Origin of the sequence: Dactylosporangium sp. NPDC005572 (assembly GCF_040605515.1) — a bacterium.
Lineage (GTDB): Bacteria > Actinomycetota > Actinomycetes > Mycobacteriales > Micromonosporaceae > Dactylosporangium.
In genome coordinates this window covers 70,292-83,640 of record NZ_JBEXCY010000009.1, presented here as the reverse complement: position 1 = coordinate 83,640, position 13,349 = coordinate 70,292, and the positions used below count along the sequence as shown (strand labels likewise).

General features: G+C 74.3%; 15 protein-coding genes. 6 read left to right on the top strand and 9 right to left on the bottom strand.

Annotated features, from left to right (window positions below; all coding sequences use genetic code 11):
* Positions 1–2: 2 nt before the first annotated feature.
* Positions 3–635, top strand: coding sequence for a thymidylate kinase (locus ABZS66_RS07245; protein ID WP_354756005.1), 633 nt, complete (start codon positions 3–5; stop codon positions 633–635).
* 22 nt (positions 636–657) lie between these two features.
* Here ABZS66_RS07245 and ABZS66_RS07240 read toward each other — a convergent pair whose 3' ends face one another.
* From ABZS66_RS07240 to ABZS66_RS07230, 3 genes are read right to left on the bottom strand one after another with little or no spacing between them, the layout of a single operon-like run.
* Positions 658–1,056 (bottom strand): PIN domain-containing protein, encoded by a 399-nt coding sequence (locus ABZS66_RS07240; RefSeq protein WP_354756003.1) that lies wholly within the window; start codon positions 1,054–1,056, stop codon positions 658–660.
* Between the two features lie 39 nt (positions 1,057–1,095).
* Entirely contained in the window at positions 1,096–1,839 is a 744-nt protein-coding gene (bioD, locus tag ABZS66_RS07235; protein WP_354756001.1) for a dethiobiotin synthase, read from the bottom strand.
* Positions 1,836–2,984 carry an 8-amino-7-oxononanoate synthase gene (locus tag ABZS66_RS07230; RefSeq protein ID WP_354755999.1) on the bottom strand — a complete coding sequence of 383 codons (1,149 nt, stop codon included), beginning with the start codon at positions 2,982–2,984 and terminating at the stop codon, positions 1,836–1,838. Before ABZS66_RS07230 ends, bioD begins: the two co-directional genes overlap by 4 nt.
* Before the next feature lie 106 nt (positions 2,985–3,090).
* Here ABZS66_RS07230 and bioB point away from each other — a divergent pair, with 106 nt between their 5' ends.
* Positions 3,091–4,074 carry a biotin synthase BioB gene (bioB, locus tag ABZS66_RS07225; RefSeq protein WP_354755998.1) on the top strand — a complete coding sequence of 328 codons (984 nt, stop codon included), beginning with the start codon at positions 3,091–3,093 and terminating at the stop codon, positions 4,072–4,074.
* Positions 4,071–4,250, top strand: coding sequence for a hypothetical protein (locus ABZS66_RS07220; protein WP_354755996.1), 180 nt, complete (start codon positions 4,071–4,073; stop codon positions 4,248–4,250). The genes bioB and ABZS66_RS07220 overlap by 4 nt, the downstream gene beginning before the upstream one ends.
* Here ABZS66_RS07220 and ABZS66_RS07215 read toward each other — a convergent pair.
* Both ABZS66_RS07215 and lgt read right to left on the bottom strand, forming a co-directional pair.
* The gene (locus ABZS66_RS07215) at positions 4,240–5,400 is read right to left on the bottom strand and encodes an NAD(P)/FAD-dependent oxidoreductase (protein WP_354755994.1); all 1,161 of its coding nucleotides are present in this window, start codon (positions 5,398–5,400) and stop codon (positions 4,240–4,242) included. The genes ABZS66_RS07220 and ABZS66_RS07215 overlap by 11 nt on opposite strands.
* Positions 5,400–6,461, bottom strand: coding sequence for a prolipoprotein diacylglyceryl transferase (lgt, locus tag ABZS66_RS07210; RefSeq protein WP_354755992.1), 1,062 nt, complete (start codon positions 6,459–6,461; stop codon positions 5,400–5,402). The genes ABZS66_RS07215 and lgt overlap by 1 nt, the downstream gene beginning before the upstream one ends.
* Positions 6,462–6,585: 124 nt before the next feature.
* Here lgt and ABZS66_RS07205 point away from each other — a divergent pair, with 124 nt between their 5' ends.
* Complete coding sequence (locus ABZS66_RS07205; RefSeq protein WP_354755990.1) at positions 6,586–7,074, top strand: NUDIX hydrolase; 489 nt, start codon at positions 6,586–6,588, stop codon at positions 7,072–7,074.
* Between the two features lie 44 nt (positions 7,075–7,118).
* Complete coding sequence (locus ABZS66_RS07200; protein WP_354755988.1) at positions 7,119–7,769, top strand: SGNH/GDSL hydrolase family protein; 651 nt, start codon at positions 7,119–7,121, stop codon at positions 7,767–7,769.
* 234 nt (positions 7,770–8,003) lie between these two features.
* Here the strand turns inward: ABZS66_RS07200 and trpA are convergent, their stop codons facing one another.
* Genes trpA through trpC form a run of 3 tightly spaced genes read right to left on the bottom strand, consistent with a single transcriptional unit; the run spans position 8,004 to position 10,815 of the window.
* Positions 8,004–8,798 carry a tryptophan synthase subunit alpha gene (trpA, locus tag ABZS66_RS07195; RefSeq protein WP_354755986.1) on the bottom strand — a complete coding sequence of 265 codons (795 nt, stop codon included), beginning with the start codon at positions 8,796–8,798 and terminating at the stop codon, positions 8,004–8,006.
* A complete protein-coding gene (gene trpB, locus ABZS66_RS07190) occupies positions 8,795–10,000 on the bottom strand; it encodes a tryptophan synthase subunit beta (RefSeq protein ID WP_354756117.1) in 1,206 nt (401 codons plus the stop codon). Before trpB ends, trpA begins: the two co-directional genes overlap by 4 nt.
* 11 nt (positions 10,001–10,011) lie before the next feature.
* Entirely contained in the window at positions 10,012–10,815 is an 804-nt protein-coding gene (trpC, locus tag ABZS66_RS07185; protein WP_354756115.1) for an indole-3-glycerol phosphate synthase TrpC, read from the bottom strand.
* Between the two features lie 173 nt (positions 10,816–10,988).
* Between trpC and ABZS66_RS07180 the strand changes: the two genes are divergently transcribed.
* Complete coding sequence (locus ABZS66_RS07180; protein WP_354755984.1) at positions 10,989–12,080, top strand: serpin family protein; 1,092 nt, start codon at positions 10,989–10,991, stop codon at positions 12,078–12,080.
* Here the strand turns inward: ABZS66_RS07180 and ligD are convergent.
* Entirely contained in the window at positions 12,071–13,345 is a 1,275-nt protein-coding gene (gene ligD, locus ABZS66_RS07175) for a non-homologous end-joining DNA ligase (protein WP_354755983.1), read from the bottom strand. The two genes, ABZS66_RS07180 and ligD, sit on opposite strands and share 10 nt — an antisense overlap.
* Between the last annotated feature and the right edge of the window lie 4 nt (positions 13,346–13,349).

Sequence of the window (13,349 nt, the reverse complement as noted above, 5' to 3'; positions counted from 1 at the left end):
GGGTGATCCGTACAGTGGCACTGATTGGTATCGACGGCGCCGGCAAGAGCACCCAGGCCCGGTGGCTCGCCGACTGGCTGACCGCGACCGGGACCCCGGCGCGCTACCACCGCAACGCCGCCGGCCGGGTCTTCTTCGGCAAGGTGGCGCGGCGGCTGGGGCGGCGCGACGCCGAGGACCTCCTCGGCGTGCGGGGCTTCCTCGTGGTCGAGACGCTGCTGCGCTGGCTGGTCATCGCCCGCGCGCTGCTGGTGTCCCGGCTGACCGGCACCGTGGCGGTGATGGACCGCTACACCTACTGCCAGTACACGAGCATCACCGTCCGCGGCGGGCGGCAGCGCTGGGCGCGGGTCCTGTTCGCCGTCTTCCCGAAGCCGGACCTGGTCTGCTACCTGGCGGTGCCGCCGGTGGTGGCCCAGGAGCGGGTCGAGGCGCGCGGCAAGGACCACGAGGAGCTGTCGTACCTCGAGGCCTGCGACACCGCGTACCGCGCGCTGCCCGAGGCCGCCGGCTACACCGTCGTCGACGCGTCGGGCGAGCCGGTCGCCGTGCAGTCCGCGCTGCGCCGGGCCGTGCTGCGCCAGCCGGTGCCGCACGCGCGGCGCGCGCCGCGGCACCTGCTCCCGATCGGGTGAACCGGCACCACCGTCGTGCCCGCTAGAGATCCACGATCCCGTTGAGGTCGCCCAGCGAGCGGCGCACGTGCGCGCCGTGGGCGGTGACCAGCCGGGCCTCGAGGCGCTGGGCCTCGGCGACCGCGTGGGCCAGGCCGACGGTGCTGTTCAGCCGCGACGCGAGCCGGCCCAGCCCGACGGCGTCGGCGCCGTCGAGCGGCGCCACCCGCACGCCGGTGGTGGTGACCAGCGCGTCGAGCCGGCCCAGTTCCTCGCGGTAGTCGAGCTCACCGCGCGTCTCGGCGACCGCCACCGCCGGGACGACGACCGTGCCGCCTCCGGCGACCACGGTCGCGACCATCTCCTCGACCCCCGCCTTGCCCTGCGTGTACGCCAGGATGGCCGACGTGTCGAGCACCAGGTCGCCCACGATCGATTCCATGGCGCCGAAGGTACCGGTTTCGATCGATCTTCGTCGTCCCTACTTGCTGTGGGAGCGAAAAGCGACCGGATCGAACCGCCCGTGCAGCTGCGGGGCCAGCCAGTGCGGCGCCTCGCGGCGGAACAGCTCGGGGGCCAGGGCGCCGGCGCCGTCGGGCACCGCGCCGGCCAGCTCGCCGGGCAGGTCGGACAGGTTGGTGCGGTGGACCAGCTCCGGCTCGGCCGGCCAGGCGCCGATGACGACCAGCGCCGGGACGCCGCGGTGGTCGAGCGCCTCTAGGGTGAGGGCGGTGTGGTTCAGGGTGCCCAGCCCGGCGCGGGCGACGACGACGGCCGTCGCGTCGAGGGCGGCGGCGAGGTCGAGCACGGTCCAGCCGCCCTCTCCCATCGGTACCAGCAGACCCCCGGCACCCTCGACGAGCGTCAGGTCGTGGTGGTCGGCCACGCCGCGGATCGCCAGCTGGGCCATCACCGCCGTGAGCGCGTCCTCCCCGGCGACGCGGGCGGCGGCGAGCGGGGCGAGCGGGTCGGGGTAGTCGGCGAGGGTCCGCACGCTCGCCGGCTCGGCCAGCCGGGCCACGGTGCGCGCGTCGGGCTCGTCGCCGTCGGCGGTGCCGGTCTGGGCCGGCTTCACGACACCGACGCTCAGCCCGGCGGCGGCCGCGGCGGCCGCGATCGCCGCGGTGACGATGGTCTTGCCGACGCCCGTGTCGGTGCCGGTGACGACGACGGGGCCGGTGAGCGGGACGGGGATGACGGTCGAACCCTCGAAGAGGTCCGTCACGGGCGCTCCTTGATGATGATGTCGAGCGCGTGGTCGAAGTCCTCGGCCGGCACGCCGACGCCGACGGTGAGCCGCAGCCGGGCCCGACCGTCCGGTGTGGACGGTGGGCGGAAGCAGCCTACCGCGACCCCGCGCTCGCGGCAGGCGGCCGCCCACGCGAACGCCTCGTCGGGGCCGGGCGCGGTGACCGAGACGACCCCGCCGTCGGGCGCCGACACCTCCAGGCCCTCGCCCCGCAGCCGCGCCACCGCCCGGGCGGTGCGGGCGTGCAGCTCGGCCCGCAGCGCGTCGCCGCCGGTGAGCAGCCGCAGTGCGGCGAGGGCGCCGGCGGCGACGGCCGGCGGCAGCGCCGTGTCGTAGATGAACGTGCGGCCGGTGTCGACGAGCAGCCGGTGCAGCTGCTGCGGGCCGGCGACGACCCCGCCGGCCGCGCCGAGCGACTTCGACAGCGTCGCGGTGACCACCACGTCGGGCTCGCCGGCCAGCCCGGCGGCGGCGACCCCGCCGGCGCCGCGCGGGCCGAGCACGCCGAGCGCGTGGGCGTCGTCGACGAGCAGCAGCGCGCCGTGCGCCCGGGCGGCGGCGTGCAGCTCGGCGAGCGGCGCGAGGTCCCCGTCGACCGAGAAGACACTCTCGGTGACGACGACCGCGGGCCGGCCCGGGTGGGCGGCCAGGATGTCGCGGACCGCGGCCGGGTCCGCGTGCGGTGCGACGACGGTGGCCGCGCCGGACCGCCCGGCCCGGCCGGCACAGGCGAGCCGGCAGCCGTCGACGATCGACGCGTGGTTGTGGGCGTCGGAGACGACGAGCGTGCCGTCCCGCACGAGGGCCCGCACGGCGCCCAGGTTGGCCAGGTAGCCGGAGGAGTACACCAGCGCCGACTCGGCGCCCAGCAGCTCCGCGAGGCCCTTCTCCAGGGCTTCGTGGACGGCGGTCGTGCCGCGCACGAGGCGCGAGCCGGTCGCGCCGAGCCCGAACTCGGCGAGCGCCCCGGCCGCCGCCGCGAGCACCTCCGGGTGGCGGGACAGCCCGAGGTAGTCGTTGCCGGCGAGGTCGATCGCCGGGCCCCGGGGACGCAGCTCGCGCCGCAGGCCCGCCGCACGCCGTGCCGCGGCGTCATCGTCGAGCGCGTCCAGCCACTCCACCCCGGGACCTCCCGTCGTCGTTGTAGAACCTCTACGATGCCGATTGTGCAACGTCCACAATCCGGCCGCCCCTGCGGGGGTCCTGAACGCTTTGTAAGGTACGAGCATGCTTGATGCTGCCAAGACCGTCCTGGACACCGGCGTGGGCCTCGACCGCGAGGGCGTGCTCGCCGTCCTGCGCTGCTCCGACGAGGAGCTCCCGGAGTACCTCGCGATCGCCCACGACGTGCGGATGCGCTGGTGCGGGCCCGAGGTGGAGGTCGAGGGCATCGTGTCGCTCAAGACCGGCGGCTGCCCCGAGGACTGCCACTTCTGCTCCCAGTCCGGCCTGTTCACCTCCCCCGTGCGGGCGGTCTGGCTCGACATCCCGTCGCTCGTCGAGGCGGCGCGGCAGACCGCCGCGACCGGGGCCACCGAGTTCTGCATCGTCGCCGCCGTCCGCGGCCCCGACCAGCGGCTCATGGCCCAGCTCGCCGATGGCGTCGCCGCGATCCGGGCGGCCGTCGACATCAACATCGCCGCGTCGCTCGGCATGCTCAGCCAGGAGCAGGTCGACGAGCTGGCGGCGCTGGGCATCCACCGCTACAACCACAACCTGGAGACCGCCCGCTCGTACTTCCCGCAGGTCGTCAGCACCCACACGTGGGAGGAGCGCTGGGACACGCTGCGGATGGTCCGCACCGCCGGCATGGAGGTGTGCTGCGGCGGCATCCTCGGCCTCGGCGAGACCGTCGAGCAGCGCGCCGAGTTCGCGGTCCAGCTCCAGGAGCTCGACCCGCACGAGGTCCCGCTGAACTTCCTCAACCCGCGGCCCGGCACCCCGCTCGCCGACCAGCCGGTCCTCGACCCGAAGGACGCGCTGCGGGCGATCGCCGCGTTCCGGCTGGCGCTGCCGCGGACGCTGCTGCGGTACGCCGGCGGAAGGGAGATCACCCTCGGCGACCTCGGGACCCGCGACGGGCTGCTCGGCGGCGTCAACGCCGTCATCGTCGGCAACTACCTCACGACGCTGGGCCGGGCCCCGTCGGAGGACCTGGCGCTGCTGGACGAGCTGCGCATGCCGGTCAAGGCCCTGTCGGCAACGCTGTGACGTACTGCGACCGCTGTGGGGAGCCGCTGGACGGCGGCTCCCACGCCGCGTGTGCGGCCGCCCGGGCCCTCGAGCCGCCGCGCTTCTGCCCGCAGTGCCGGCGCCGGATGAAGGTGCAGGTGCTCCCGGCCGGCTGGTCCGCGACGTGCGTCGAGCACGGTTCGGTCAGCCGGTAGGTCCGGGCCACTCCGTCGCGACGGCGGCCGCCTTGTCCAGGGTCTTCGGGTTGACCCGGCTGAGCGCGGCCAGCCGGCCCCGGGGCTGCAGCACCGAGCCGGCCTTGTGCGTCTGCAGCAGGACGTTCTTCACTCTGGTCCGGCGGCGGCGGTCGTACTCCTGGAGCCCGGCCGCCAGGGTCCCGTTCACCAGCACCGCCTGGAGCGTCGCAACGTCCTCCAGGGCGAGGCACGCGCCCTGGGCCAGGTGGTGCGGCATCGCGTGGGCGGCGTCGCCCACGAGCACGTAGCCGCCCGGCCCGGCCGGCACCCCGAACGCCGCCGGCAGCGGCGCCAGCTCCCCCACCGGCTCCTGCATCAGCTCGTCGGCCTCGGTCGCGGCCAGCAGCTGCGCCACCGGGGCGTGCCAGCCGGCGAACCAGCGGCGCAGCAGGGTCAGCTGCCCGGCCGGCGGCTCCGGGCGCAGCGCCCCCGGCACGGTCGCCGTCCAGGCGATGCCGCCGCGGCTGGTGTGGCCCTGCTCGCCCAGCGACGTGTACGTGAAGCGGTGCCCCGCCCCCACCGTCTCGCCGTGCGGGGGAAGTCCCTCGGGCAGCTGCGGCGCGCGGTACCACGGAATCACCGCACGCCAGGCGGCGAACCCGGCGCTCGCGAACGTGGTGCCCGCGGCCAGCCGGCGGCGCACCACGCTGTCCGCGCCGTCCGCCGCCACGACCAGGTCGGCCTCGAACGTCACCCGGCCGTCACCGACCGCCGGGCGGGCCCGGTCGACCCGGGCGCTCTGCACCGCGATGCCACCGCGCACGTCGACCTGGTCGCCCAGGCCGGCGATGAACGCGTCGTGCAGGTCCTCGCCGTGCACCACGACCGGCGGCGACTCGAGCTCCGCCGCGCCCGGCTGGACCAGCCACTGGCCGTCAGGCCGGCGGATGCCGGTCGGCGGGACCGGGGTCGAGATGCCGTCGAGGCCGCCGGCCAGCCCGAGGGCGCGCAGGGCACGCACCCCGTTGGGCCACAGCACGACCGCGGCGCGGCCGGCGCGGAGCCGGTCCTCGCGCTCCAGCAGGGTGACGGACCAGCCGGTCCGGGCCAGCGCACCGGCCGCGGCGAGCCCGGCGACACCGGCACCCACCACGACCGCGGTCCGCATCAGGGCTTACCCGCTTGTTCCTCGGCCTTCTCGGTGCTCTCGGCGCGTTCGTCCGCGTCCTTCGCATGGTCCTTCGCATCGTCCGCGCCGGTTGCGTCGGGCTCGGCGGCCGGCGCTGGTTCCTCGTCGCCCGTCTCGGCCTTCTCGGATGTTTCCGATTCCTCGGGCACGTCGGCTGTGCCGGGCTCGACGAGCGTGATGTGGCCCTGCTCGTCGTACGTCACCCGCTCCGGCGCCCCGTGGACCCGCAGGAAGTAGACCAGCGCGCCGGCGAACACGACGATCGACGTCCAGTTGTTCAGCCGCATGCCCAGGAAGTGGTGCGCGTCGTCGATGCGCAGCAGCTCGACCCAGAACCGCCCGACGGTGTACAGCATCACGTACAGCGCGAACGCCCGCCCTCTGCCCAGGGACCAGCGACGGTCGGCGTACCAGACCACGGCCGCGACGCCGAGGCACCACAGCGACTCGTAGAGGAACGTCGGGTGGAACACGCCCAGGACGATCGGCTCGCCGGCGACCTCCTGCGCCCGCCCGGCACTCGCGTCCCAGTTGTAGACCTCGAGGCCCCACGGCAGCGTCGTCGCCTTGCCGTACAGCTCGTTGTTGAACCAGTTGCCCCAGCGGCCGATCGCCTGCGCCACCGGCAGGCCCACGGCGAGGGCGTCGGCGGTCATCGCGAACGGCAGGTTGAGCCGCCGGCAGGCGATGTAGGCGCCGAGCGCGCCACCGGCGATGCCGCCCCAGATGCCGAGGCCGCCCTCCCAGATCTTGAACGCCTTGAGGATCGAACCCCCGTCGCCGAAGTACGCCTCGGGGGAGGTGATCACGTGGTACAGACGGGCACCGATGATGCCGGCCGGCACCGCCCAGATCGCGACGTCGAGGATCACCCAGGGGGGTGCACCCCGGGCCCGCAGACGGCGGTCGGCGATGAAGCAGGCGGCCACGATGCCGAGCACGATGCACAGTGCGTAGGCACGCAGCGGGATCGGACCGATGTCCCAGACGCCACGGGTCGGGCTGGGGATCTCGGCCAGCGGGAAAAGGGCAGCATCCACGGGTGCACACGCTACCGCCGATCCGCCGAAACGCGATGCCCCGCCCCTGACCCTCCTGTGAAGTGGGAAGATCACCAGCAGCGAAGCTCTCGCAACCGTCCGCGGTGGCGCATACAGTCTGGGAATGAGCTACTCAGAGCTGAGTAACGGCAGCAAGGTCACGCAGGCGGTCGCCGCGATCATCGAGGACGCGGCCGGCCGCGTGTTGTTGTGCCAGCAGGCCGGCGGTCACCAGCTGTGGGGCCTGCCCGGCGGCAAGATCCGGGCGGCGGAGAGCCCGGTGCACGCGATCATCCGCGACATCCGCGAGGAGACCGGCCTGGAGACCGAGATCGTCGAGATCGTCGGGATGTACCAGCTCACCGGCGACGGCTGCGGCGAGTCCATGCCCGACCTGTTCGTCCACGTCTTCCGCGGCCGGCTCGACGGCGGCGGCCCCGCGCTCAACGCCCCCGGCCGGATCAGCCGCCTGGCCTGGCACGACCCGGACGCCCTCCCCCAGCCGCTGACCGCCACCACCCGCACCGCCATCGCCGACGCGGCGGCCGGGCGCACCGGCGTGCTCCGCGAGATCGAACGCGACAAGGAGCCCGAGGTCGCCGACGCCGCGTAATTTCCCGTTGGCGAGCGGGCCCGCGCATCCGCGATGATCTCCGCATGCCTTCCGGGTACTTCGCGCTCGGTGACTCCATGTCGATCGACGCCTACGCCGGTGGCCCCGGCCTCGGCGCGGCCTCCCTGCTCGCCGACGACCTGGGCATCGACCTGACCATGCTGGCCGCAGACGGCGCGACCAGCGACGACGTGGTACGCCGCCAGCTCGGCCAGGTGCACGGCCGCCCCGCGCTGATCACGCTGACGATGGGCGGCAACGACCTTCTCACGACCCTCGTGTCGTCCCCGGCCCCGGCCGCACTGTCCGCCGCGGTGACCCGGATCGCTGAAAATTACGAGACCGCGCTCATGTCGCTGGCTGCCACGGGCGCCCGCGTCATCGCCACGACGGTGTACGACCCGTCGGACGGCACCGGCGACCTGTCCCTGGTGGGCCTGCCGGAGATGGCCGGCGGCGCGGCGGTCCTGGACACGCTCAACGCCATGATCCGCGAGTCGGCCGGCCGGCACGGGGCGGCGCTGGCGGACGTCCATGCGGCGTTCCTGGGGCACGGGACGAGCGCGGGCGACATTTCGAGCCCCGACTCCCACCCGGCGAACCGCGACCTGTGGTTCTGCGGCCACATCGAGCCGAACGCCTGGGGCGCGCGGGCGATCCGCGACGCCTGGCGCCGCGCGCTGCAGCCGTCGTAGCGGCTTCCATGATCGCTGGCGGGCCGCTCGCCCGATTGCTCCATGATCACCGGCCGCCCCATGATCAAGGGAAACATCCGGCTGTCATGGCGGCCGTCCGGCTCCCTTGATCATGGAGCGGCCGGGGCCTGATCGCGGTCTGAGCGAGTCGAACCCGGTGCGCCGACCGCGAACAGCGCCAGCAGTACCAGATCGGAAACGCCGCTCGTCCACTCAACGGGGTGTGGCGGTCGCTCAGCGGCGGCGGACGCCCTCGGCGAGGTCGGCGCTGAGGGCGGCGACGGCGGCGACGCCCGCGGCGGGCGTGGGCGCGTCGAGCAGGCACCGCACGAGGGCGCTGCCGACGATGACGCCGTCGGCGAAGGCGCCGACCTCGGCGGCCTGGTCGCCGGTGGAGACGCCGAGCCCGACGGCGACGGGCCGGTCCGACGCCTGCCGGATGCGGGCGACGAGCGCGGGAGCGGCGCTGCTGGTGGTGCTGCGCGCGCCGGTGACGCCCATGACGCTGGTGGCGTACACGAAGCCGCGGCAGGCCTCGGCGGTCATCGCGATCCGCGCGTCGGTGGACGACGGCGAGACGAGGAAGACACGGTCGAGGTCGTGGGCAGCGGAGGCGGCGAGCCAGGGCCCGGCCTCGTCGGGGATGAGATCGGGGGTGATCAGGCCGGCGCCACCGGCGGCGGCGAGGTCGCGGGCGAAGCGGTCGACGCCGTACCGCTCGACGGGGTTCCAGTAGGTCATGGTGAGAATGGGCGCGCCGGTGGCGGCGGCCGCCTCGACGGTGCGCAGGCTGTCGGCGACCCGGAAGCCGCCGCGCAACGCGGCCTCGGTGGCCCGCTGGATGACGGGGCCGTCCATGACGGGGTCGGAGTAGGGCAGGCCGACCTCGACCACGTCGACGCCGTTGTCGATCATCGCCTTGATCGCGTCGACGGCGACGTCGACGGTCGGGAACCCGGCCGGCAGGTAGCCGATCAGGACGCTGCGGCCCTCCGCGCGGGCCTTCTCGAACGCCACCGAAACGCTCATACGCTGAACCATTCGCGCGCAGTGTCCATGTCCTTGTCGCCGCGGCCGGAGAGGCAGACGACGACGAGCGGTTCGCGGCCGAGCTCGGCGGCGAGCTCGGGGATGACCCGCAGGGCGCCGGCGACGGCGTGGGCACTCTCGATGGCCGGGATGATGCCCTCGGCCCGGCAGAGCAGCTTGAAGGCGTCCATCGCCTCGGCGTCGGTGACCGGCTCGTACGTGGCGCGGCCGGTGTCGTGCAGGTACGCGTGCTCGGGGCCGACGGCCGGGTAGTCGAGGCCGGCGGAGATCGAGTGCGACTCGATGGTCTGGCCGTCCTCGTCCTGCAGCAGGTACGTGCGGGCGCCGTGCAGGACGCCGGTGGCGCCGCCGGTGATGCTGGCGGCGTGGCGACCGGTCTCGACGCCGTCGCCGCCGGCCTCGAAGCCGTAGAGGCGCACGCCGTCGTCGGGGACGAAGGCGTGGAAGGCGCCGATGGCGTTGGAGCCGCCGCCGACGCACGCGGCGACGGCGTCGGGGAGGCGCCCGGCCTGGCCGAGGATCTGCTGGCGGGCCTCGACGCTGATGCCGCTCACGAAGTCGCGGACCATGGCCGGGAAGGGGTGTGGTCCGGCCGCGGTACCGAGGAGGTAGTGCGTGTTGTCGACGTTGGTCACCCAGTCGCGCAGCGCCTCGTTGATGGCGTCCTTGAGCGTCCTGGAGCCGGTGGTGACGGGGATGACGGTGGCCCCGAGCATGCGCATGCGGGCCACGTTGAGGGCCTGGCGGCGGGTGTCCTCCTCGCCCATGTACACGACGCATTCGAGGTCGAGGAGGGCGCAGGCGGTGGCGCTGGCGACGCCGTGCTGGCCGGCACCGGTCTCGGCGATGACCCGGGTCTTGCCCATGCGCTTGGTGAGCAGGGCCTGGCCGAGCACGTTGCGGACCTTGTGGGCGCCGGTGTGGTTGAGGTCCTCGCGCTTGAGGTAGATGCGCGCACCGGCGTGGGCGGAGAGGCGGTCGGCGCGGTACAGCGGGCTCGGCGTGTTGGCGTAGTCACGCAGGAGCCGGCCGAACTCGGCCTGGAACGCCTCGTCGGCCTGGGCGTGCCGGTAGGCGGCGTCGAGGCCGTCGAGCGCGGCGATGAGCGCCTCGGGCACGAACCGGCCACCGAACCGGCCGAAGTGGCCGGCCTGGTCGGGCAGGAGGCCGGCGGCGGACAGGAACTGCCCACTCACCGGGCGGCCCTCGGGGTGGCGGGGTGGCTGCCGGCCGTGACGAGCTCGGCGACGGCGTCGCGTGGGCTCTTCTGGGTGACGAGACCCTCTCCCACCAGTACCGCGTCCGCTCCCGCCGACGCGTAGCGGATCAGGTCGTGGGGGCCGCGCACACCGGACTCGGCGATCTTGACGACCTCGGCGGGCAGGCCGGGGGCGATGCGCTCGAACACGGTGCGGTCGACCTCGAGGGTGCGCAGGTTGCGGGCGTTGACGCCGATGACGCGGGCGCCGGCCTCGAGGGCGCGGTCGGTCTCCTCCTCGTCGTGGACCTCGACGAGGGCGGTCATGCCGAGGCTCTCGATCCGGTCGAGCAGGCCCGACAGGGTGTTCTGGTCGAGGGCGGCGACGATGAGCAGGACGAGGTCGGCCCCGAACGCGCGGGCCTCGTGCACCTGATAGGAGGACACGACGAAGTCCTTGCGTAACAGGGGCACGTCGACGGCGGCGCGCACGGCGGCGAAGTCGTCGAGGCTGCCGCCGAACCAGCGGCCCTCGGTGAGGACGCTGACGCAGCGGGCGCCGCCGGCCGCATACTCCTTGGCGAGCTCGGCCGGGTCGGGGATCTCGGCCAGCTGGCCCTTCGACGGCGAGCTGCGCTTGACCTCGGCGATCACCCCGACACCGGGGGCGCGCAGTTTGGCGTAGGCGTCCCGCGGCGGTGGTGCCTGCGCGGCGCGCTGCTTGATCTCTTCCAGGGGCACCTGTGCCTCGCGGACAGCCAGGTCCTCACGCACTCCGGCGAGGATCTCGTCGAGCACCCGGCCGCTTTCCGCGTTGATCAAGGAGCTCCCCTCTCCGGTGGTCATGCGACCGATGCTAGGAGGCCCCCGGTCAGTCAACGGCCGCGGGGGTATGGCCGACGTCACCTGATGGGCTAGGGCATAATGCCTCGCCGCCGGTTTTGTCGTACCCCTGTTCTAGCGTGACGACCATGAGCGTCCCCGCCTGCAACGCATTGACGGCCCGGTGGGCCCGGCGGTTCCCGGTGCCGGTCCTCTCCGCGGCGAGCGTCTATCCCCTGCTGGCGCTGCTGGCGACCGTGGCAGGTGGCGCGGCCCGCCGCGAGTTGCTGGCGGTGGCCCCGACCCCGCTGGCGCTGCCGGTGCGCGGCGCCCTGGGGATCTGGACGCGGGACAGGGTGCCGCTGACGTGGGACTGGGCGGCGCGGGCGGATCCGCGGCTGACCGGCGACGCGGCGGTGGACCGGGCGCTGCTGGACGGGTGGGCGTCGGCGCACACCGACGGGCTGATCCCGGCGATGCCGGTGGCGGTGGGCCCGGAGACGGGCCTGGTCCTGGCGTCGGCGCTGTCGGTGGTGACCGAGTGGCGGCTGCCGTTCACCGACGGTGTGATGCGGCCGCTGCGCGGGCTGTGGGCGGGGCGCCGGCTCGCGTCCCTGCACCGCCGGTCGGCCGACGTGGCCGGCCTGCGGGTGGTGGAGTCGGCGGCGGGCCCGCTGACGCTGGTGGCGGTCGCCGGTTCGGGCGATCTCGACGTGCTGCTGTGTCTCGGCCGGGCCGACCGGCCGCCGGGCGAGGTGCTGGCGGCCGCCGTCGAGTCGGCCGGCGCGCCCGCCGGTGGGCCGGTGCAGGGGCCGTCGGAGGGTCCCGGGGTGGTGGCGGCGGAGGTGGCGGCCGACGACGACGTGCCGGAGCTGGTGGTGAAAGTTCCGCGGTTCACCGCCACGGCGTCGCACGACCTGCTCGCCGAGCCGGAGCTGTTCGGGCTGGCGGCGGCCGCCGCGACGGGCCCGTTCCCCGGCATCAGCCCGGCCGACCTGCGGGTGGGCGCGGCGGTGGAGCACAGCGTCGCGTCGTTCAGCGCCGGCGGGTTCCGGGCGGCGGCGGTGGCCGGGGTGGCGCTGGTGCCGGTGGCGTTCACACCGCCGAGCGCCCGGAAGCTGCGGCTGACGGTGACCTTCGACCGGCCGTTCGGCTATCTCGCGGTGCACCGCCCGACCGGCCTGGTGCTGGTCGCGGGCTGGGTCACCGAGCCGGAGCCGGCGGCGCGGCGTCAGTCATGAGCCTCTTCCTGCGCCTCCTGTGCTTCCTTGGCCGGGCGGCGCCAGCGCTCCGGGATCTCGCCGCGCGCCTGCATCTCCTTCCACTTCGCGAAGGGGTCGAAGTCGTGGGCGAGGGGCTCCTGGGCGGGGCGGTCGGCCTCGGGCACGTGGCGGAGGTTCAGCCGGATGCGATACCAGACGGAGTTGATCCCCCGCATCGAGTCGACGAGCACGTCGGCGTCCTCCAGCAGCGGCCACACGCCGGGGTGGCGGGCCTTCCACGCCTCCAGGTCGGCCATCGCCTCCTCCCTGGTGGCGGTGCGGGTGATCTCGATGAGCGGCATGACGGGCTGGCGGCGGCCGGTGCCCTTCTTCGCGGGGGCCTTCTTCTTGAAGGTGGCGGCGAGCTCCAGCAGCGGTTCGAGGGACCCGCGGGCGTTCTCGACGCCGGCCCAGGCGTCGGGCCGGCCGGGGACGGTCTCCATGGTGTAGGCGGCGGGGTCGCAGTCGGGGACCTCGTCCCAGGTCAGCGGGGCGGAGACGCGGGCGTCGCCGGAGGGCCGCACCGAGTAGCCGGAGGCCGTGGTGTGGTCCTTGGCGTTCTGGTTGTAGTCGAGGAAGACGCCGTGGCGCTCCTCCTTCCACCAGGCGCCGGTGGCCAGGTCGGGCACGCGCCGGGCGACCTCCCGGGCGAAGCCCTCGGCGGCGCGGCGCACCTCGGCGAAGGTCCACCGCGGCTCGATGCGGGCGTAGACGTGGAAGCCGCGGGAGCCCGACGTCTTGGGCCAGGCGGCCAGGCCGTACTCCTCCAGCACCTCCCGGGCGACCAGGGCCACGTCGACGACCTGCCCCCACGGCACACCGGGCACCGGGTCGAGGTCGATGCGCAGCTCGTCGGGGTGGTCGACGTCCTCGGCGAGCACCGAGTGGGTGTGCAGTTCGAGGCAGCCGAGGTTGACGACCCAGGCGAGCTGGGCGGCGTCGCGCAGCACGATCTCCTCGGCGGTGCGGCCCGACGGGTAGCGCAGGGTGGCCGTCTCGATCCACTCGGGCCGCTTCTCGGGTGCGCGTTTCTGGAAGAACGCCTCGCCGTCGATGCCGTTGACGTAGCGCTTGAGCGCCATTGGCCGCCCGCCCGCGCCGCGCAGGGCACCGTCGGCGACGGCCAGGTAGTAGCGGACGAGGTCGAGCTTGGTGCGCCCGGACTTCGGGAAGTAGACCTTGTCCGGGTTGGTGACCGTCACCTCGCGGCCGGCGATCTCCAGGACTTCCTTGCTGCTCGCCATGGGC

Bases quoted from the DNA above. Each gene is read 5' to 3' on its own strand.
- trpA (WP_354755986.1), bottom strand. From the start codon at position 8,798: ATGAGCGTTTCGGTGGCGTTCGAGAAGGCCCGCGCGGAGGGCCGCAGC.
- ABZS66_RS07205 (WP_354755990.1), top strand. From the start codon at position 6,586: ATGAGCTACTCAGAGCTGAGTAACGGCAGCAAGGTCACGCAGGCGGTC.
- ABZS66_RS07240 (WP_354756003.1), bottom strand. From the start codon at position 1,056: ATGGAATCGATCGTGGGCGACCTGGTGCTCGACACGTCGGCCATCCTG.
- ligD (WP_354755983.1), bottom strand. From the start codon at position 13,345: ATGGCGAGCAGCAAGGAAGTCCTGGAGATCGCCGGCCGCGAGGTGACG.
- ABZS66_RS07180 (WP_354755984.1), top strand. From the start codon at position 10,989: ATGAGCGTCCCCGCCTGCAACGCATTGACGGCCCGGTGGGCCCGGCGG.
- bioB (WP_354755998.1), top strand. From the start codon at position 3,091: ATGCTTGATGCTGCCAAGACCGTCCTGGACACCGGCGTGGGCCTCGAC.
- ABZS66_RS07200 (WP_354755988.1), top strand. From the start codon at position 7,119: ATGCCTTCCGGGTACTTCGCGCTCGGTGACTCCATGTCGATCGACGCC.
- ABZS66_RS07215 (WP_354755994.1), bottom strand. From the start codon at position 5,400: ATGCGGACCGCGGTCGTGGTGGGTGCCGGTGTCGCCGGGCTCGCCGCG.